Origin of the sequence: Corynebacterium tapiri, assembly GCF_006334925.1 — a bacterium.
GTDB lineage: Bacteria > Actinomycetota > Actinomycetes > Mycobacteriales > Mycobacteriaceae > Corynebacterium > Corynebacterium tapiri.
In genome coordinates this window covers 83,405-102,103 of record NZ_VDHJ01000003.1, presented here as the reverse complement: position 1 = coordinate 102,103, position 18,699 = coordinate 83,405, and the positions used below count along the sequence as shown (strand labels likewise).

Genomic DNA, 18,699 nt, shown 5'->3' with positions numbered 1-18,699 from the left:
AAAGACGAAAGGTGTCATTGTGCATACCACTGTGACCCGATTGACTGCGGTTGTGGGGGCATGCACCCTACTGTCCGGTTGCGCCAACCTCGGAGGGTTGGACTTGGAAACGGTTGGGGATCCCGACCACACCACGTACGTGAAACTCGCGCTCAATCAGACGGAATCCCATCCCAGCTACATTGCCCTGGAGCACTTCGCAGAACGCTTCTCCGAGCGCACCGATGGCCGCTGGGACATCGAAATCTATCCCAACGAGCAGCTAGGGTCCCAACAGGAGGTTCTGCAGTTCATCTCCTCCGGTGCCATTGAGATGGCGATTGTCTCCGGGACTCAGCTGGAGAATCTGAATAAGGACTTCCAGGTTCCCAACATGCCCACGACTTTTACGTCTGTCGAACAACAGATGGACGTGATCCGTGACCCAGAAATCGTGGGTGAACTGTTTACCTCTTTGGAAGGCAGCAACAACGTCACCGTCATCGGCGGGTTCACTCAGGGAACGCGCAATATTTACACCTCGCGCGCTCCGATTACCAGTCCCAAGGACCTGCAGGGACAGAAGATCCGAGTACAGGAATCGGACATGCACATCCGCATGATTGAGCTCATGGGCGGGTCAGCAACACCTTTGTCTTACGGCGAGGTGTACACCGCCATTCAGTCTGGCGTGCTTGATGGGGCCGAAAACAATGAGGTCAGTTACACCACCCAGAAACACAGCGAGGTTGCACCGTTTTATAGCAGCACCGAGCATCTAGTCGGCCTGGACTACATGATTATGCGAGCTGACTTGCGCGCAGCCATGTCTCCGGAAGATCGTGCGATCTTCGACGAAGAGTGGGATGCGGCGATGACCGAACACACCACACTCTGGGACATAGAAACCAAGGAGGCCATAAAGCAGGCGCAGGAGGGTGGAGCCACCTTCCACAAGGCGGACACACAGGCTTTCCACGACGCGCTCGCTCCACTTCAGGACGAGTTTCTGACTACGGACAAGCAACGTGCGATGTACGAGGCAATCACGGAGAAGGCACGATGAGAAAAGCTTTAAAAAACATCCTGGCGGTCACCAGCATTACCCTGTTTGGCCTGCTGGTATGCATCACCGTGTGGCAGGTCATCGCCCGTCAGCTCATTGGTCAGCCATCTACGTGGTCAGAAGAAGCTGCAAAGTTACTTTTCGTCTGGCTGAGCTTTCTGGGGTCCGCCTTCCTTTTCGGCGAGCGCGGACACATTGCCGTGGACTATTTGGCGCGCCGCCTACCGCAGAAACTGACCACGGTATTTGTACAGCTCATCATTCTCATATTCGCCATGGTGGGCATGGTGTGGGGCGGAATTGTCGCCGCTGGAAACGCCTGGGACCAAAACCTCACCGCACTGCCCCTGACAATTGGTTGGGCTTACGTAGTCATTCCCATCTCCGGTGCGTTTATCGCAGCCTTCGCGCTGCTCGACATGGTTAAGGGGGAATAGAACATGCTCGCACCTTCTGCAGTTGCCGCGCTGATCCTCTTGGTGGGCGTGGTGGTGCTCATCGCCGCCTCCGTGCCCATCGCCGTGGCGATCGGCCTGCCGTCCCTACTCGCCGCAATGGCCGTACTCGGTCCCGAGAACGCCGCGATGGCCGTGACCCAGCGCATGTTCACCGGAGTGAACTCTTTTAGTCTCCTGGCGATCCCGTTTTTCGTGCTCGCAGGTGCGCTCATGAATTCGGGTGGCATCGCGGCGAGGCTTATCGACGCCGCCAAGATCCTGGTTGGTCGAATGCCCGCCTCATTGGCTCAAACCAACGTGGTGGCCAACGGAATGTTCGGCTCTGTTTCTGGCGCGGCGGTGGCGGCTGCCTCTGCGGTGGGAACAGTAATGCACCCGCGTATGCGCCAAGAGGGCTACTCGGCGCCGTACGCCGCAGCCGTGAACGTGGCCAGCGCGCCGGCGGGCATGCTGATCCCGCCGTCGAACACCTTCATTGTCTACTCCCTGGTGTCCTCGACCTCCATCGCCGCGCTGTTTATGGCCGGCGTGGGCCCAGGCCTGATGTGGGTGCTCACCTGCATCGTGGTGGCACTCTTGCTAGCACGCAAGGAGAACTACCAGCGTGAGACCGAGCGTCCCAACCTGTCGGTCGTGTTGCTGACGCTGTGGCGGGCGGTGCCCAGCCTGTTCATGATCTTCATCGTCATCGGCGGCATTCTGCTCGGCTGGTTCACCCCGACCGAGTCCGCGGCGATTGCGGTGGTCTACTGCTTGGTGCTCGGCATGATCTACCGCAACATCCACGTCGCTGATCTTCCGCGCATCCTGCTCACCGCCACGCGTACGACCTCGATCGTCATGCTCTTGGTCGCGGTGTCGGCCGCGCTGAGCTGGGTGATGGCGTTCGCCGGCATCCCAAGCATGATCGCCGACGGCCTGACCGCGGTCAGCGACAATCGCGTGGTCATTCTCGTGCTCATCATGTTCATCCTGTTGGCCGTGGGAACCTTCATGGATCCCACCCCGGCAATCCTGATCTTCGTGCCCATCTTCCTGCCCGTCGTCACGGAGCTGGGAGTAGACCCGGTGCACTTCGGCGCGATGGTGGTGATGAACCTGTCGCTCGGTGTGATTACTCCGCCGGTGGGCAATGTGCTCTTTGTGGGGGCACAAGTTGCAGACCTGCGCATCGAGCCGGTGATCGCCAAGCTATGGCCCTATCTGCTGGGACTACTGCTCTCCCTGCTCGTGGTGGTCTTCTTGCCGCAGATTTCGCTTTGGCTGCCCACCACTCTTGGCCTGGTTTAGACCCGCAGCGTGATCACGTCAGACTCAGCCTGCGCGTCCATGCCAGCCGCGCGGGCTGCGTCCACCACATCCTGGGTGCTGGAGCACGACTCCTGCGAGATAATCCGCGCCAGCTGGCCCTTGTAGTGCTTATTAAAGTGACTGACTACCTTGCCGTCCTTTTCCACGCGCACGGTGGTAGCTGCCACCTTTCCCAGCTGCTGATACGTTCCGGAGCGCAGGTCCAAAACGAACTCTTCGTCCGCCAAGGCATCAGCGATGGAGCTCTTCCACCATGACTTCATCGTGCGGCCATCTAGCTTTGAGGAACCGGACAGTCGATAGTGGGGGATCGGATCTTTTGCCCGCACCAGCCCAAAGAGTGCAGAGGCGATCGCGATTGATGAGTGGTCCTGAAGTGTTGCGGCATCCAGGGCGTCGTAAAGCACCCCTGTGTACCGGTGAATCGCCGGCATGGTGGCAGAAGACTGCAGAACGTGATTGGCCTCGGCCTCGCTCCGTAGCTTCTCGCTGAGTTTTAAGGTGGCCATGGTGTCGTCCACGCTGAGGCTGGTGAGCTCGCGGATGAGGTCGGCGCGGATCGGATTGAGGCTGGGAAAGCTGAGCTTTGCCAGATCGAGCGCGGGGCCGCTGCCGCCGGGGGCCTTCGTTTCGGAGGGAGGCAGGACGATGAGCATAGGGGACAGGGTAGCGTGTAAAGCCATGATCACACGCATGTCCCAGCTGTTCCTGCGCACGCTGCGCGAGGACCCCGCCGACGCTGAAGTTCCCTCCCACAAGCTGCTCGTTCGGGCAGGATACATTCGCCGCGCCGCGCCCGGTGTGTATTCCTGGTTGCCGTTGGGTCTGCGCACGCTGCGCAAGATTGAGAACGTCGTGCGCGAGGAGATGGAGGCCATTGGCGCGCAGGAGCTGCTGTTCCCGGCCCTGCTTCCGCGTGAGCCGTACGAGACCACCGGCCGGTGGACCGAGTATGGCGACGGTCTGTTCCGCTTGAAGGACCGCAAGAATGCCGACATGCTCCTGGGCCCGACCCACGAGGAAATGTTCGCGCTGACGGTTAAGGACCTCTACTCCTCCTACAAGGACTTCCCGGTCCGCCTGTACCAGGTGCAGACCAAGTACCGCGACGAGGAGCGTCCGCGCGCAGGCATCCTGCGTGGTCGCGAGTTTGTGATGAAGGATTCCTACTCCTTCGACATGACCGACGAAGGACTGGACGAGGCTTATGCCGCCCACCGCGCCGCCTACCAGCGCATCTTCGACCGTCTCGGCATCGACTACGCCATCTGCCAGGCGACCTCTGGTGCCATGGGTGGTTCCGCCTCGGAGGAGTTCCTGGCAATCTCGGAGAACGGCGAGGATTCCTTCGTTCGCGCGGTGGATGGTTCCTATGCCGCCAACGTGGAGGCCGTGGTCACTCAGGCTCCGGAGCCGAAGTCGGTGGAGGGGCTGCCGGAGCCGCAGGTCCACGACACCCCGGACTGCGAGACCATCGCTGCTTTGACTTCGCTTTTCGACGTCCCGGCTGACCAGACACTCAAGTGCATGGCCGTGATGGTGCGTGAGCCGGGTGAGGAGTGGCAGCTGCATGGCGTTTTGTTGCCGGGCGATCGCGAGCTCGATCCCAAGCGCCTCGAGGCATCTCTCGAGCCGGCAGAGTTCCGTCTGGCCGAGGAGAAAGACTTCGCCGAGCACCCATTCCTGGTCAAGGGATACATCGGCCCGAAGGGCTTGCAGGCGAATGGTGTGCCGCTGCTGGCTGACCCGCGCGTGGTGGCAGGCACCACCTGGATCACCGGTGCTGATGAGGCCAACAAGCACATCACCGGGCTGGTCGCCGAGCGCGACTTCCACGTGGATCGCTTTGTCGAGGCCGCCGAGGTGCGTGCTGGCGACACCGGGCCGGGTGGAGTTGAGCTGACTCTGGCCCGCGGCATCGAGCTGGGTCACATTTTCCAGCTGGGACGCAAGTACACCGAGGCCTTCGACGTGCAGATCCTCGACGAAAACGGCAAGCGTGCCATCCCTACGATGGGCTCTTACGGCATTGGCATTTCGCGTGTGATGGCCGTGCTCGCCGAGCAGCTGCACGATGAGAAGGGGCTGAACTGGCCGGCAGAGGTTGCGCCCTATCAGGTGCACGTGGCGGTTGCGAACAAGGACGCGGCTGCCCTCGAAGCAGGGGAGCAGCTGGTGGCCGATCTGGACGCCGCCGGCGTCGAGGTGCTCTTCGACGACCGCCCGAAGGTCTCCCCGGGCGTGAAGTTCAAGGACGCCGAGCTGCTCGGAATGCCCTACGCCGTCATCCTTGGCCGCGCGTTTGCCGACGGCAAGGTTGAGCTGCGCATCCGCGGCGGAGAGACCAAGGAAGTTCCCTTCGACGAGGTTGTTTCCCTGATCACTCAATAAGGCTTAGGGCTCGCCGATGCGCTCGAGCGCATCGACGACCAAGCCCCAGAAGCGGTCGTAATCCAAGTCGACCGCTACCTGGCTGCGGCAGGACTCCGGAGCTGGTGCACGCAGGTCCGCAACAGTCATGCCAGCGGTGAGCTTTCCGGAAAGTTCCACGTCGATGGGGGTACGGCGGGTGCTCAAGACCTCGGGGTCGGCCACGTAGGCCACGGCGCACGGGTCGTGAACCGGGGGATTGTCAAAGCCCTGGGCATCGCGGTAGTTGTTGCGGAACTCGTCGAAAAGCGCGACGGTAAACGCCGCCGGGGTCGTGCCCACCCGCGAGATCTTTGCCTCCACCTCGGGTGTGGCCAATGCCTGGTGCGTGAGGTCTAGGCCGACCATGGTGATGGGCCAGGACTCGTTAAACACTATGTGGGCAGCCTCGGGATCGACCCAGGTGTTGAACTCGGCCACGGGCGTGATGTTGCCGGTGTGGTAACCGCCGCCCATGAGAACAACCTCGCGCACGCGCTCCACAATGCGCGGCTCCTTACGCACGGCTAGCGCAATGTTGGTCAGGGGGCCGGTGGGAACCAGCGTGACGTCATCCCTGCTCATCACTGTGTCGATGATGAAATCGACGGCGTGAGTGGACTCCACCTTGGCGGTCGGCTCTGGCAGGGAGAAGTCAACGTCCATGCCGGAATCACCGTGGATGTCGTCGGCCACCACCACATCCCTGATCAACGGACGCGAACAACCCGCAAAAATGGGGGCAGTAATACCCGCGATGGTGGCCACGACCTGGGCATTTCGCGTGACCTTGTCTAGGACGTGATTGCCCCCAATAGTGGTCACGCCCAGCAGTTCGATGTTGGGATTGCCTGCGGCCAGCAAAAGCGCGACGGCGTCGTCGTGTCCGGGGTCGCAGTCCAGGATGATCGGGCGAGCCATTATTCGTTCTCCTCACTGATCGCGTGTCCAGCCGCGCGGACAAACCATGTCCGGCCCTCGTCGCTCTCGGCGGCGGAAGCGGCAGCGCGCCACGCGTCTTTGATGTTGGTGTCGATGCCATGAGCATCCAGGTTCTCTGGCAGCACGTACCCGGCTTCAGGGGCCGGTGGATTGTGCGTGACAGAGCGCAGCGCCAAGGCCATGTTCTCGTGCTCGGCCACGACCTTGTCATAGCTCGGGTCCCCATTAAAGGCGCGGGCCGCCTCGAGGGCGTAGATCGCGGCATACTCACGTTCCAGCAGATCGCGCGCGAGAGCCTGGTCGTGTTCGTTGTTGAATGACTCCACGGTCAGCGGGCTGTCGTCATAAGCGGCCAAGTCCACCGCCTGTTGAATCACCAGGTCGCGGCTTTCTTCTGGAACCTTCTTTACCGCGGCGAGGTAAGCGCCCAGCGGGTCCGGAGAGGGGGCAGAGGCAGTCCGATCGAAGGCGCAGGAATCCGGGACGGCTCCATTTTCGTCAAAGCCACAGAGGCGCTCGACCTCGGCAAAAAGCATGGAGGCGTGTTCCTGGCGCAACGCGCGTGATTGCTCGTGGGGCGCGGTTTGGGCATCCGCGGAGGCTTGACGAGCCAGGTTGAGCAGGGTCTGGTTGGGCTTAGGTCCCAGTGCCGTACACGAAACCAGCGTGCCCGCTAAGGCAAGCGCGACGAGGGCACGGGCAGGACGCGTCCGGGCAACAGAATTCACGGGGGCTTATCCTATCCGATATGGCTTTTCCTACGAACGAGCAGTTGCGCGAGCTGGTCGCGCCCGTGGTGGCTTCCCACGGCATGGACATCGAGGCGATCAAGGCCTCCCCGGCGGGCAAGAAGTCCAAAGTGGAGATCAAGGTAGACGCCGATGAGCGGCCCACCTTGGACACCCTGGAGCTCGTATCCGCTGACATCTCTGCGGCCTTTGACGCTGCCGAAGAGCAGGGCAGCGCAAACTTTGGGGCCGGCTACACCCTCGAGGTGTCCACACCGGGCGTCGATACGCCCCTGACGCATCCCCGGCACTGGCGTCGCAACCGACATCGAAAGGTGCGTATCGACGGTGCGACCTACCGCATCGGAGCGTTGAACCCGGAGGAGACGTCAGTCGTGCTGATTGGTGCGAAGCAGAGTGTGCAGACTCACTCGGTTTCGTCCGAGCAGAAAGCAGTGGTAGACATTGAGTTCAATCAGGCGCCGGACAGCGAACTCAAGCTGACGGCAATGACGTACGACGAAGCCCTTGAATGGGGAGAGGACAACAAGTGAATATCGACCTCGGAGCCCTGCGCGACATCGAGCGCAACCAGGATGTGCCCGTCGAGGACATGCTGCGCACCATCGCAACCGCCCTGCTGGGGGCATACCGCGAGTTCCGCGGCCCCGGTCCGGAGGCGCGGGTAGACATCGACCGCACTACCGGTGATGTACGCGTCATCGTAACTGGCGAGACCGAGTTCGATGACACCCCTGCCAATTTCGCCCGCGTCGGTTCGCGTGCGGTGCGCGACGCCATCATCCGCAAGCTGCGCGAGGCTGAGTCCGGCCGTACGTACGAGGAGTACTCCGGTTTCCAGGGCAAGGTCGTCTCCGGAGTTGTTCAGCGCGACGCCTTCGCCAACGAAAAGGGCATCGTCGTGGTTGAGCTGGGAACCGAGCACGATGGCCAGGACGGCATCCTGTTGCCGGCCGAGCAGCTGCCAGGCGAAAAGCTCGTCCATGGCGATCGCGTCAAGGCCTACATGGTGGGTGTGAACAAGCACAGCGCAAAGGTGCAGATCAACCTCTCGCGCACCCACCCGGAGCTCGTGCGCGGCCTGTTCGAACTCGAGGTCCCGGAGATTGCCGACGGCACCGTTGAGATCGTCGGAATTTCCCGCGAGGCCGGACACCGCTCGAAGGTTTCCGTCAAGGCCACCGTCAAGGGCGTGAACGCCAAGGGTGCGTGCATCGGCCCGCGCGGTCAGCGCGTCAACAACGTCATGAAGGGGCTCGGCGGGGAGAAGATCGACATCGTCGACTGGGACGAGGACCCGGCAGTCTATGTTGGCAATGCCCTCGCTCCGGCGCGTGCCGTCCACGTTGAGGTGCTGGACCTGGAGGAGCAGACTGCGCGCGTGGTGGTGCCGGACTATCAGCTCTCGCTTGCCATTGGCAAGGAGGGGCAGAACGCTCGCTTGGCTGCTCGACTGACTGGTTGGCGGATCGACATCCATTCCGACGCGGAGTAAACCGCCTCGAGTCAAGCGAGAGCGAGCCGAGATCCGGGCAAGTTCAATTTCTGTTCTCTTTGGTTTAAGATTGACGGCGGCCCACGAGCTGAAACACGTCAACTGCCCCGAAGGAGCGCCGATTGCCGGAACCAATGCGCACGTGCATCGCCACGCGCCAGCGGCATCCGCGATCGAGCTTGCTCAGGGTTGTCTGCCAGGACGGCGCTTTGATTGCCGATCCGAACGCCACAATGCCCGGGCGGGGCGCCTGGATCACTCCGAGCCTGGAGGCGTTTGACGTCGCTGCCAGCAGGCGTGCGTTCGCGCGCGCGTTGCGTGTTAACGTCGTGGACACTGGTCATGTACGCACGTACCTCGCAGAACATGCATTACGGACCCAACACTGTAAGGAAGACCGACCACTGATGAGCGCTCAACAATGAAGCATCAGCGATGAGAGTCGTAAGTAACCTCTAGAGGTCGGCGGATGCGCTTTCCGCGGCCTCTAGCCCAACGAAGAGGAGACAAGTGCCCGGAAAGCTACGCGTCCACGAGCTCGCTAAGGAGCTCGGCGTAACCAGTAAGGAGCTACTCGCCACGCTCAAGGAGCAGGGTGAGTTTGTGAAGACGGCGTCCTCGACGATCGAGCCGCCCGTTATTAAGAAGATGCGCTCCCACTACGGCGCATCAGAAGCAAAGCCGGAGGCAGACAAGCCCGCTGCCAAGCCGGCTGGTGCTGCTAAGCCTGCTGCCCCGAAGCCGGGCGCACCCAAGCCCGGTGCGCCTAAGCCGGCCGAGCAGAAGCCCGCAGATGCCACCAAGCCTGCTGCCCCGAAGCCGGGCGCTCCCAAGCCTGCTGCTCCGAAGCCTGCCGCAGCGCAGCCCGCCGCAGCTAAGCCTGGTGCACCCAAACCTGCTGCTGCCGCCAAGCCGGGTGCTCCCAAGCCGGGCGCTCCTAAGCCTGGAGCCCCGAAGCCGGGTGCTCCCAAGCCGGGCGCGCCGAAGCCGGAGCGCCAGGAGCGCAAGATGCCGCGCCCGATGGCAAAGCCGGGTGGAAAGCCGCGCGTGGCCAACAACCCGTTCTCCTCTGGAACTTCGCAGCCGCCGCGTCCTAAGGGTGGCAAGAGTGCTCAGAGCTCGGAGAAGCCGCAGCAGGGTGGCGGACGTCGTCCGAGCCCGGCGATGATGCCTTCGCATCCGTCGCCTGGCCAGATGCCGTCTAAGTCCGGCAACAAGGGCCAGGGTGGACGCCCGGGCGGCGGCGGTGGCCGCGGTCGCTCCGGTGGCGGACCTGGCGGCGGAGGATTCGGCCGCGGTGGTCGTCGCGGTGGCACCGCCGGTGCCTTCGGACGCCCGGGTGGCGCTCCCCGCAAGGGACGCAAGTCGAAGCGTCAGAAGCGTAACGAGTACGAGGAGATGCACCAGCCGAACGTCATCGGCGGCGTGCGTCTGCCCGATGGCGGCGGCGCTACGGTTCGCCTGCGTCGCGGCGCTTCGCTGTCTGACTTCGCGGAGAAGATCAAGGCCGACCCGGCCGCTCTGGTTCAGGCACTGTTCAACCTGGGCGAGATGGTCACCGCTACCGCCTCCGTTCCGGAGGAGACCCTGCAGTTGCTGGGTGCTGAGATCAACTACAACGTCGAGGTTGTCTCTCCCGAGGACGAAGACCGCGAGCTGCTCGAGTCCTTCGACCTTCAGTTCGGCGAGGATGCCGGCAGCGAGGAGGACCTGGCTAAGCGTCCTCCGGTGGTTACCGTCATGGGTCACGTCGACCACGGTAAGACCCGCCTGCTGGACTCCATCCGTAAGACCAACGTGGGTAAGGGCGAGGCCGGTGGCATCACCCAGGGCATTGGCGCCTACCAGGTTCCGCTGACCATCGACGGCACCGATCGTCAGATCACCTTCCTGGATACCCCGGGCCACGAGGCGTTTACCGCCATGCGTGCCCGTGGTGCGAAGTCCACCGACTTGGCCATCCTGGTTGTGGCCGCGGACGACGGCGTTATGCCGCAGACCGTGGAGGCCATCAACCACGCCAAGGCTGCGGACATCCCGATTGTGGTTGCCGTGAACAAGGTGGATAAGCCGGAGGCTCAGCCGGACAAGATCCGCGGACAGCTGACCGAGTACGGTCTCGTGCCTGAGGACTACGGCGGCGACACGATGTTCATCAACGTCTCGGCCAAGCAGGGCGAGGGCATCGACGACCTTCTCGAGGCTGTCGTGCTTACCGCGGATGCAGCCCTCGAGCTGCAGGCGAACCCGGACATGGACGCACAGGGTGTGGCCATCGAGGCCCACCTCGACCGCGGCCGTGGCCCGGTGGCCACCGTCATCGTCCAGCGCGGTACGTTGCGCGTGGGTGACTCCATTGTGGTCGGTTCCGCGCACGGTCGCGTGCGCCGCATGACCGACGAGTGGGGTGCCGACGTGGAAGAGGCTGGCCCGTCCAAGCCGGTTCAGGTCCAGGGTCTGTCCGGCGTTCCGGGCGCTGGTGACAACCTGCTGGTTGTGGAAGACGACCGCGTGGCTCGCCAGATCGCTGCCCAGCGTGATAGCCGTAAGCGTTCCGCTGAGCAGGCACGTCGCAAGAAGCGCGTGTCCCTGGAAGACCTGGACGCAGTGCTCAAGGAGACCTCGACCCTCAACATCATCCTCAAGGGCGACAACGCCGGTTCGGTGGAAGCCCTGGAGGAGGCGTTGCTCAAGATCGAGGTCGACGACGAGGTCGAGCTCAACATCATCGACCGCGGTGTTGGTGCTGTCACGCAGACGAACGTCTCGCTGGCAGCGGCTTCCGACGCAGTGATCATTGCCTTCAACGTGCGCGCCGAGGGCAAGGCCACCGAGGAAGCCAACAACGAGGGCGTGGATATCCGCTACTACACGGTTATCTACCGCGCGATCGAAGAGGTCGAGCAGGCTCTGCGTGGCATGCTCAAGCCCATCTACGAGGAGCGCGACCTGGGTGCTGCCGAGATCCGTGCCATCTTCAAGGCCTCTGCCGTCGGCAACATTGCCGGCTGCATGGTCACCGAGGGCAAGATCAAGCGCAATGCAAAGGTGCGCATCGTGCGCGATGGCAACGTCATCGCGGCCGAGGCCAACGTCAACTCGCTGCGTCATGAGAAGGACGACGTCAACGAGATCGCCGCTGGTTACGAGTGCGGTATGGTTCTCTCCTTCCAGGACATCCAGGTTGGCGACACCATCCAGGCATTCGAGATGGTCGAGGTTCCGCGTACCTAGTACCGGACTTAGTGCCTAAGCTGTGCAGGCCCCTACGCTCGCTGCGTGGGGGCCTGCATTGCTGTCCGGGTGCCTGGGTAGAATGCCGGTATCACTACAAGCGACCACGAGGAGTATTTCCATGGCTGATCATGCACGCGCGGCGCGACTGGCTAAGCGCATCCAAACCATCGTGGCCACCGCCATCGAGCGACTGCACCACAAGGATCGTCGCCTGGAGACGATCACCGTGACGGATTGCCGCGTGACCGGTGATTTGCACGATGCCACGGTCTTCTACACCGTGCGGGGCGCGACCGTGGACCAGGAGCCGGACCTCGAAGCAGCCGCTGAGGTGCTCAATCGTTTCCGCGGTCAGCTGCGCAAGACCGTAGGCGATCAACTGCAGGTGCGTTTCACCCCGACTTTGAGCTTCGAGTTTGATGCCGTCCCCGAGGCCAGCGCGCACATGGAGGAGTTGCTGGCCAAGGCACGCGCTCGCGACGAGGAGTTGGCCAAGTTGAAAGAAAACGCTCAGCCGGCCGGTGAGGCTGATCCGTACAAGTGAGTCACGCACACGTCGCGCAGCTACTGCGCGCCGCAGATCACGTCAGCGTCGTTTCCCATCTGCGCCCGGATGCTGACACGATAGGTTCCGCTGCAGCACTTATCCAGGGACTACGCCAGATCGGTGTTTCCGCTGACGGCTTTGTCGACGGCCCGATTCCGGACAATCTGCACAGCATCCCGGGCTCCGAGTTCATCGGATATGGTGAGCTGCCTGCTGGTGGCCTGATTGTGGCGGTGGACTGCGGTTCACTAGATCGCACCGGCCGCTATGCAGAGCAGATCGAAAATCGGAGGCAGGACGTGGTGGTCATCGACCACCACGCGACCAATCAAGGCTTCGGTGAACACAATCTTCTGGAGCGAACCGAATCCACGACCGTCATCGTGTACGACGTGCTCACGGAGTTGGGCGTACAGCTCAACCGCGATATTGCCCATGCGCTGTACGCCGGGTTGATGACGGACACGGGTAGTTTCCGCTGGGGCAGCCCCCGGATGCACCAGCTGGCTGGCGAGCTCATCCAGTACAACCTAGACACCCGACAGATCGCGGTGGATCTGCTCGATTCCACCACGGCAGGAGACGTTCACATGGTGGGTCGCGTCCTCGCCGGTGCCCAGGTGCGGCGGTCGGGGCATCACGTGGCCGCAATCCTCATCGCTGATCAAGAGACGATCGAGGGGCATTCGGAGAGCGCCGTAGAGTCCCTGGTTGACTTCATCCGCGCGGTCGAGGGAACCGACTGCGGTGCGGTGTTCAAGGAGATCGCTTTCGCCCGCTGGGCGGTATCCCTGCGTTCGTCCACGTGGGATGTGTCCCGCCTGGCCGAGAAGCTCGGCGGGGGAGGGCACGTTCCCTCGGCTGGCTATACCGACCACGGCTCTAGAGAAGACGTTGTTGCCCGGTTCCTGCGTGCGCTTGCTGATTCATGATCACTATTCTCCGCCTAGCCCTGCCAGCTCTCGGAGTGCTGGCCGCAATGCCGTTGTACCTGCTGCTGGATACCGCGGTCGTCGGCCGTCTGGGAGCAGCGCAGCTGGCCGCTCTGGCCGCTGGTACTGCGGTGCAATCCACGGTGACCACCCAGTTGACTTTTTTGTCCTACGGCACGACGGCGCGTTCCTCTCGGCTCTTCGGCGCCGGCAAGCGCGAGGCCGCGGTGGCCGAGGGAGTGCATGCCACCTGGTTGGGGCTAGCGGTGGGCTGCGTGCTGGCTATCCTCGTATGGATCTTTGCCGGACCCATCGCCGGCGCGTTGACACCGGAAGATGAGGTCGCCCGTTCGGCTGCGCGCTGGATGCGTGTGGCCGCACTTGCCATTCCTTTTTCGCTGGTGGTCATGGCAGGCAACGGCTGGATGCGCGGTATCCAGGACACCCGGCGGCCCTTGATCTTCGTGCTTGCCGGGTTAATTCCTGGTGCGATCGCGGTGGTGGTCCTGGTAAACGCCTATGGCCTAGTGGGATCGGCAATGGCCAACGTTCTGGGCATGGCTATTAGCGCCATTCTTTTCGTATGGTGCCTAGCCCGCGAGCACTCGGGCTCCTGGCGTCCGGAGCTGAGAATCATTGGCAGGCAATTGGTCATGGGCCGCGACCTGATTGCGCGTTCCTTGAGCTTCCAGGTCGCGTTCCTGTCCGCGGCTGCGGTGGCCGCGCGCTTCGGTGCGCCCCCGCTGGCGGCACACCAGATCATGCTGCAGCTGTGGAACTTCCTCACGCTGGTACTCGACTCCTTGGCCATCGCCGCCCAGACTTTGACGGGCGCTGCGCTGGGCAAGGGAAGCGTCGATAAGGCTCGAATTACCGGTGTCCGCGTCACGCTGTATTCCACCGTGTTTGCGGTGGCGCTGGCCGGAGTGTTTGCGCTCGGAGCGGGCGTGATCCCGCGCCTATTCACCAACGACGCAGCCGTTTTGAGCGCGCTGGCCACCCCGTGGTGGGTGCTTATTGGGCTCATTCTGATGGGCGGGGTGGTCTTCGCACTCGACGGCGTGCTCTTGGGCGCCGGCGACGCTGCCTTCCTGCGCACGATTTCCATCGGATCTGTTCTGTTGGGCTTCCTGCCGGGGGTGTGGCTGTCCTACGCTCTGGGCGGAGGGCTGACAGGCGTGTGGCTCGGTCTCGGGGCGTTCATTGCGTTGCGGTTGATAGCGGTAGTGTGGCGTTTCCAATCGATGAAGTGGGCGGTGGTTGGACAATGAAGTTGTGGGCGGCAGCAGACCTCCACGCCAATATTCCGGCCAACGGGAGAAGGGTGAGTGAGCTGAATGCGCCCGACGATTGGCTCATCGTGGCCGGCGACGTAGCCGAGCGTATCGACGACACAGTGCGTATCCTGGGCGATCTACGTCAGCGATTTGCGCGCGTGATCTGGGCGCCGGGAAACCATGAGCTCTTTGCCACCGAGGGATTGGCCGCCAAGGAGAAGTATCAAGAGCTGGTCACGCGCTTGCGTGAGATCGATGTGCTGACGCCGGAAGACCCGTTTGCCACCTTCGGCGGAGTCACCATCTGCCCACTATTCACCCTTTATGACTACTCCTTCCGCGGTGCGGGCCTGAGCATTCAGGAGGCGTTGCGGCAGGCCGAGGATCGCAAACAGGTGATGACGGACGAATTCGCGATTGCCCCACACGTGGACGTGCGGGCATGGTGTTGGGAGCGCCTGACGTACTCAGTGCGCCGACTATCCCAGATCAGCGGCCCGACGGTATTGGTCAATCACTGGCCGCTTGTGCAGGAGCCGACGCTCAAGCTGCGGTACCCGAATATCGCGCTGTGGTGTGGGACCAGGCATACCCGGCAGTGGCCCACCCGCTACAACGCTCAGGCCGTGATCTACGGGCACCTGCATATGCCTGGCACCATGGTGGTTGACGGAGTCCCGCATCATGAGGTCTCTCTGGGATACCCGAGGGAATGGCGCGACTACGCGTGGCCGGTCGAGATCATGGAGGCCAAAGATGATTAGCGATCTTTTCCCTCCCGGAGTCACCAGCTGTGCCCTGCGCGTAGAGGAGGATTCGCTCCAGCGCTTTGACGCTCTGGACCCGCAGGAGAAGTCCATCGTGGACCAGGCAGTGAATTCCCGAAAGTCCGCGTTTGGCGACGCTCGATGGTGTGCCCACCAAGCGCTACAGCGGCTAGGCAATGTCGACCAACCGATTGGCCGGGGAGAGCGCGGCATGCCGCTTTTTCCTGGTGGGACGGTGGGCACCCTGACCCACACCGAGGGCCTGCGAGCAGCCGCGGTGGCTCGGGCAGAGCGCTTCCGCTCGCTCGGCCTGGACGTGGAACCTGCCGAACCTTTGCCGGATCGAGTGGTGGATTCCATTTCCCGGCCTGCCGAGCGCGAGTTGCTGGACAAGCTCAACATCCCGTGTGCGGACCGACTGCTCTTCTGCGCTAAGGAGGCGACCTACAAGGCGTGGTTCCCCCTGACTCTGCGGTGGCTGGGGTTTGAGGACGCGGATATTGACGTGCGCAGCGACGGCACGTTCATCTCCTACCTGTTGGTGCGGCCCACACCTGTCCCTTTGATCGAGGGACGCTGGCGCATTCGCGACGGGTTCGTGTGGGCCGCGACGACGATTCCGCGCCGCTAGAGCGTTGAGGGGCGGGCCACAAAGACCGTGGAGAGGCGCTTTCCGTTTTCGCGCACGAGTGCAATGGCTTTCCCATCAGGAGCCACGGCCACATGAGTCTCTTTGAGGCCCCGCGGCTGCAGCCACTTGCCCATAGCAAGGTCTGCTGCTTCCTGCTCGGTGCATTCGAGGGTGGGGTAGGAGCGGATCAGGGCCTCATCCAGGCTCAAGGAGAGCGCCGGGTGGTGCTCGAGTTCTTCGAGGGTGCGAGCGTCGGAAAGCCCGTAGGGCCCCACCGCAGTGCGACGCAGCTGGACCAAGTGCGCACCGGTACCCAATGCCTCCCCGAGATCGCGAGCCAAGGAACGGACATAGAACCCGGACGAGCAGGTCACGCTCAGGGGGATGTCAGTGCCCTCGAGCTCTCCGAGCTGTAGGTCGAAAACGGTGACCTCGCGTGCGGGAATCTCTACCTTCTCGCCCGCCCGCACCAGCTCGTGGGCGCGCTTGCCGTTAATCTTCAGGGCACTCACCGCCGCGGGACGCTGCATGATGTCTCCGCGGAAGGCGTCCGCCGCCTCGTGAATCTGCTGGGTGGTCAACCCCGAGGCGTCGGCACGGGTGAGTACTTCGCCCTCGGCATCATCAGTGGTGGTGGTGGAGCCAAACCGGACGACGGCCTCGTAGGACTTGGTCGCCGCGACCATGTGAGCCAGGAATTTGGTGCCCCGCTCAATGCCGGCGACGAGAACGCCCGTGGCCATGGGGTCGAGGGTGCCGGCGTGGCCCACCTTTCGCGTACCCATGATGCGCCGCAGGCGACCAACGACGTCGTGCGACGTCATTCCCGCGGGCTTATCCACGATGACGAGACCAGATGAGGCAAGCGGATCAGTCATGCGGAAATTCTATGTCGTAGTCTGGTGCGGTGATTGTTTGGCACGGCATGAGTGAGGTTGACCGCGATGCAATTGAGGCATCGGTGGTCACAATCGGTGTTTTCGATGGCGTGCACCGCGGGCATCAGCGTCTCATCTCTACTGCCGTGTCGCACGCTCAAGAGCTTGGGGTGCGCAGCGTAGCGGTGACCTTCAACCCGCACCCGGTGGCCGTATTCGCCGCCGAGCGTACGCCGACCCGGCTCAACAGCTTCGCCGATCGCTTGAATCAGCTGGAAAGCTTGGGGGTAGACGCGGCGTTAGTCATCGACTTCCGGGTTGAGCTGGCGGGCCTGAGCGCTCGGGACTACGCCCAGCAGCTTCTGGTGGACACCCTGCGTGCCCAGCGCGTGGTGGTGGGGGAGAACTTCACTTTTGGTGCCGGGGGCACGGCCACAGTGGAGGATCTCCAGTCATTGGGCCGTGAACTCGGCTTCGACGTGGATGTCGTTGGGTTGCTTGTCGACGAAGGGGAGCGAATCTGTTCCACGGGTGTGCGCGATAGCTTGTCTGCAGGCAACGTCGAGCGCGCCGGGTGGGGTTTGGGACGCGAGTTTTCGTTGACTGGGCCCATCGTGCATGGCGCTGGACGCGGAGGGGCGGAGCTGGGATACCCCACGGCGAACCAGTATTTCGAGGATGGCGTAGCCGTGCCGGCCGATGGCGTGTACGCCGGGTGGGTCGTCATCCATGGCGAGGACGAGATCGATGGGGATATGGAGCCGGGCACCCGTTACCCGGCAGCTATCTCTGTGGGGACGAATCCCACCTTCGGGGACCACGAGCGTTCCGTGGAATCCTTTATCCTCGATCGCAGAGCAGATCTGTACGGGCGCGACGCCACCGTTTACTTTGTGGATAAGGTGCGTGACATGGTCAAGTTCAATTCCGTAGAGGAACTTCTAGAGAACATGGCCCGGGACGTGCGCACGACCCGACAGATTCTGCACGTGGATTAACGACGCAACTCGAGGAGACTCATGACCAAGAAGATCATCCTGGATCTGGACACCGGCGTCGACGACGCCTTGGCACTGGCCTACGCGCTGGCCTCCGAGGAGCTCGAACTCATCGGTGTGACCGGCACCTACGGCAACGTCCTGGTGGAAACCGGTGTGCGCAACACCCTGGCCATCCTGGAGCTCTTTGGCGCCAGCGACGTTCCGGTGTTCGCCGGGCCGGATCATGCCTCCACCAAGGACGGCTTCGAGGTCCTGCCGATCTCCGAGTTCATCCACGGTAAGAACGGTGTCGGCGAGGCAGAGCTGCCCGAGCCCAGCGCCTCCGTGCAGGACAAGAGCGCGGTGGACTTCCTTGTGGAGTCGGTGGCTAAGTATGGAGACGACCTGGTCATCGTGCCGACCGGCCCGTCGACGACCATTGCCGCTGCCATCGAGGCTGATGAGGACTTCGCCCGTAACGCGCACATCGTCATGATGGGTGGCGCGCTCACCGTGCCGGGCAACGTGTCGCCGGTAGCAGAGGCCAACGTGAACCAGGACCCAGAGGCGACCAATACCGTGTTCCAGCGCGCGCAGGACGTCACCATGATCGGCCTGGATGTGACCCTGCAGACCTTGCTGACCTACGAAGAGACCAAGCTGTGGCGTGAGCTGGGCACTGCCGGCGGCCGCTTCCTGGCTGACGCTACGGATTACTACATCAAGTCCTACGAGACGAATTCGCCTCACCTGGGTGGCTGCGGCCTGCACGACCCACTGGCTGTCGGCGTTGCCGTAGATCCGAGCCTGGTCACGACTCTGGGCATCAACCTCAAGGTCGAGACCGAGGGCCCCACGCGTGGTCGCGTCATCGGCGATGAGACTCGCCTGAACGACGCCAACAAGACCGCCCAGGTCGCGGTCGGCGTCGACGTCGAGCGCTTCCTCAAGGAGTTCATGGAGCGCCTGACCCGCCTGGCACGCGAGCACTAGCCCTTCCCCAGGATTTGGTCGGGGCCACCAGCGCCAGGTAGCGTGGTC

General features: G+C 62.9%; 18 protein-coding genes and 1 pseudogene. 15 read left to right on the top strand and 4 right to left on the bottom strand.

Annotation, left to right across the window (positions count from 1 at the left end; translation table 11 throughout):
- Positions 1-19 precede the first annotated feature (19 nt).
- From FHE74_RS02660 to FHE74_RS02650, 3 genes and pseudogenes are all read left to right on the top strand, one after another.
- Positions 20-1,045: a TRAP transporter substrate-binding protein gene (locus tag FHE74_RS02660; protein WP_139464944.1), complete on the top strand. Its 1,026-nt coding sequence runs from the start codon at positions 20-22 to the stop codon at positions 1,043-1,045.
- Positions 1,042-1,473, top strand: a pseudogene (locus FHE74_RS02655) (TRAP transporter small permease); the annotation flags it as partial. The gene FHE74_RS02660 and the pseudogene FHE74_RS02655, both read left to right, overlap by 4 nt.
- A gap of 12 nt (positions 1,474-1,485) precedes the next feature.
- Entirely contained in the window at positions 1,486-2,793 is a 1,308-nt protein-coding gene (locus tag FHE74_RS02650; RefSeq protein ID WP_139464940.1) for a TRAP transporter large permease, read from the top strand.
- Here the strand turns inward: FHE74_RS02650 and FHE74_RS02645 are convergent.
- The gene (locus FHE74_RS02645) at positions 2,790-3,470 is read right to left on the bottom strand and encodes a YaaA family protein (protein WP_139464939.1); all 681 of its coding nucleotides are present in this window, start codon (positions 3,468-3,470) and stop codon (positions 2,790-2,792) included. The genes FHE74_RS02650 and FHE74_RS02645 overlap by 4 nt on opposite strands.
- 25 nt (positions 3,471-3,495) lie before the next feature.
- On the opposite strand from FHE74_RS02645, the gene FHE74_RS02640 reads away from it, so the two are divergent.
- The gene (locus FHE74_RS02640) at positions 3,496-5,205 is read left to right on the top strand and encodes a proline--tRNA ligase (RefSeq protein ID WP_139464922.1); all 1,710 of its coding nucleotides are present in this window, start codon (positions 3,496-3,498) and stop codon (positions 5,203-5,205) included.
- Positions 5,206-5,208: 3 nt separating this feature from the next.
- On the opposite strand, the gene uriH is transcribed toward FHE74_RS02640, so the two are convergent.
- Positions 5,209-6,144, bottom strand: a complete 936-nt coding sequence (gene uriH, locus FHE74_RS02635; protein ID WP_139464920.1) for a uridine-preferring nucleoside hydrolase UriH — start codon at positions 6,142-6,144, stop codon at positions 5,209-5,211.
- A complete protein-coding gene (locus FHE74_RS02630) occupies positions 6,144-6,893 on the bottom strand; it encodes a hypothetical protein (RefSeq protein ID WP_139464918.1) in 750 nt (249 codons plus the stop codon). The genes uriH and FHE74_RS02630 overlap by 1 nt, the downstream gene beginning before the upstream one ends.
- Positions 6,894-6,913: 20 nt before the next feature.
- Here FHE74_RS02630 and rimP point away from each other — a divergent pair, with 20 nt between their 5' ends.
- From rimP to FHE74_RS02585, 9 genes are all read left to right on the top strand, one after another.
- Positions 6,914-7,447, top strand: coding sequence for a ribosome maturation factor RimP (rimP, locus tag FHE74_RS02625; protein WP_139464917.1), 534 nt, complete (start codon positions 6,914-6,916; stop codon positions 7,445-7,447).
- Positions 7,444-8,409, top strand: coding sequence for a transcription termination factor NusA (gene nusA / locus FHE74_RS02620; protein ID WP_139464915.1), 966 nt, complete (start codon positions 7,444-7,446; stop codon positions 8,407-8,409). The genes rimP and nusA overlap by 4 nt, the downstream gene beginning before the upstream one ends.
- 134 nt (positions 8,410-8,543) lie before the next feature.
- Complete coding sequence (locus FHE74_RS02615) at positions 8,544-8,834, top strand: YlxR family protein (protein ID WP_139465132.1); 291 nt, start codon at positions 8,544-8,546, stop codon at positions 8,832-8,834.
- A gap of 85 nt (positions 8,835-8,919) precedes the next feature.
- Positions 8,920-11,643, top strand: a complete 2,724-nt coding sequence (gene infB, locus FHE74_RS02610) for a translation initiation factor IF-2 (protein WP_139464913.1) — start codon at positions 8,920-8,922, stop codon at positions 11,641-11,643.
- Between the two features lie 121 nt (positions 11,644-11,764).
- Entirely contained in the window at positions 11,765-12,190 is a 426-nt protein-coding gene (rbfA, locus tag FHE74_RS02605) for a 30S ribosome-binding factor RbfA (protein WP_139464912.1), read from the top strand.
- The gene (locus FHE74_RS02600; RefSeq protein WP_139464910.1) at positions 12,187-13,125 is read left to right on the top strand and encodes a DHH family phosphoesterase; all 939 of its coding nucleotides are present in this window, start codon (positions 12,187-12,189) and stop codon (positions 13,123-13,125) included. Before rbfA ends, FHE74_RS02600 begins: the two co-directional genes overlap by 4 nt.
- Positions 13,122-14,396 carry an MATE family efflux transporter gene (locus tag FHE74_RS02595; RefSeq protein ID WP_139464908.1) on the top strand — a complete coding sequence of 425 codons (1,275 nt, stop codon included), beginning with the start codon at positions 13,122-13,124 and terminating at the stop codon, positions 14,394-14,396. Before FHE74_RS02600 ends, FHE74_RS02595 begins: the two co-directional genes overlap by 4 nt.
- Positions 14,393-15,166 (top strand): metallophosphoesterase family protein, encoded by a 774-nt coding sequence (locus FHE74_RS02590; RefSeq protein ID WP_139464906.1) that lies wholly within the window; start codon positions 14,393-14,395, stop codon positions 15,164-15,166. The genes FHE74_RS02595 and FHE74_RS02590 overlap by 4 nt, the downstream gene beginning before the upstream one ends.
- Positions 15,159-15,800 (top strand): 4'-phosphopantetheinyl transferase family protein, encoded by a 642-nt coding sequence (locus tag FHE74_RS02585; protein WP_139464904.1) that lies wholly within the window; start codon positions 15,159-15,161, stop codon positions 15,798-15,800. The genes FHE74_RS02590 and FHE74_RS02585 overlap by 8 nt, the downstream gene beginning before the upstream one ends.
- Here the strand turns inward: FHE74_RS02585 and truB are convergent.
- Complete coding sequence (gene truB, locus FHE74_RS02580; protein WP_139464902.1) at positions 15,797-16,678, bottom strand: tRNA pseudouridine(55) synthase TruB; 882 nt, start codon at positions 16,676-16,678, stop codon at positions 15,797-15,799. The genes FHE74_RS02585 and truB overlap by 4 nt on opposite strands.
- A gap of 47 nt (positions 16,679-16,725) precedes the next feature.
- On the opposite strand from truB, the gene FHE74_RS02575 reads away from it, so the two are divergent.
- A complete protein-coding gene (locus tag FHE74_RS02575; protein ID WP_139465131.1) occupies positions 16,726-17,676 on the top strand; it encodes a bifunctional riboflavin kinase/FAD synthetase in 951 nt (316 codons plus the stop codon).
- 21 nt (positions 17,677-17,697) lie between these two features.
- Complete coding sequence (locus FHE74_RS02570; protein WP_139464900.1) at positions 17,698-18,651, top strand: nucleoside hydrolase; 954 nt, start codon at positions 17,698-17,700, stop codon at positions 18,649-18,651.
- Positions 18,652-18,699: the final 48 nt, after the last annotated feature.

Bases quoted from the DNA above. Each gene is read 5' to 3' on its own strand.
- rbfA (WP_139464912.1), top strand. From the start codon at position 11,765: ATGGCTGATCATGCACGCGCGGCGCGACTGGCTAAGCGCATCCAAACC.
- rimP (WP_139464917.1), top strand. From the start codon at position 6,914: ATGGCTTTTCCTACGAACGAGCAGTTGCGCGAGCTGGTCGCGCCCGTG.
- FHE74_RS02575 (WP_139465131.1), top strand. From the start codon at position 16,726: ATGAGTGAGGTTGACCGCGATGCAATTGAGGCATCGGTGGTCACAATC.
- FHE74_RS02590 (WP_139464906.1), top strand. From the start codon at position 14,393: ATGAAGTTGTGGGCGGCAGCAGACCTCCACGCCAATATTCCGGCCAAC.
- truB (WP_139464902.1), bottom strand. From the start codon at position 16,678: ATGACTGATCCGCTTGCCTCATCTGGTCTCGTCATCGTGGATAAGCCC.
- FHE74_RS02650 (WP_139464940.1), top strand. From the start codon at position 1,486: ATGCTCGCACCTTCTGCAGTTGCCGCGCTGATCCTCTTGGTGGGCGTG.
- uriH (WP_139464920.1), bottom strand. From the start codon at position 6,144: ATGGCTCGCCCGATCATCCTGGACTGCGACCCCGGACACGACGACGCC.
- FHE74_RS02595 (WP_139464908.1), top strand. From the start codon at position 13,122: ATGATCACTATTCTCCGCCTAGCCCTGCCAGCTCTCGGAGTGCTGGCC.
- FHE74_RS02570 (WP_139464900.1), top strand. From the start codon at position 17,698: ATGACCAAGAAGATCATCCTGGATCTGGACACCGGCGTCGACGACGCC.
- FHE74_RS02640 (WP_139464922.1), top strand. From the start codon at position 3,496: ATGATCACACGCATGTCCCAGCTGTTCCTGCGCACGCTGCGCGAGGAC.
- FHE74_RS02615 (WP_139465132.1), top strand. From the start codon at position 8,544: ATGCGCACGTGCATCGCCACGCGCCAGCGGCATCCGCGATCGAGCTTG.
- FHE74_RS02585 (WP_139464904.1), top strand. From the start codon at position 15,159: ATGATTAGCGATCTTTTCCCTCCCGGAGTCACCAGCTGTGCCCTGCGC.
- FHE74_RS02645 (WP_139464939.1), bottom strand. From the start codon at position 3,470: ATGCTCATCGTCCTGCCTCCCTCCGAAACGAAGGCCCCCGGCGGCAGC.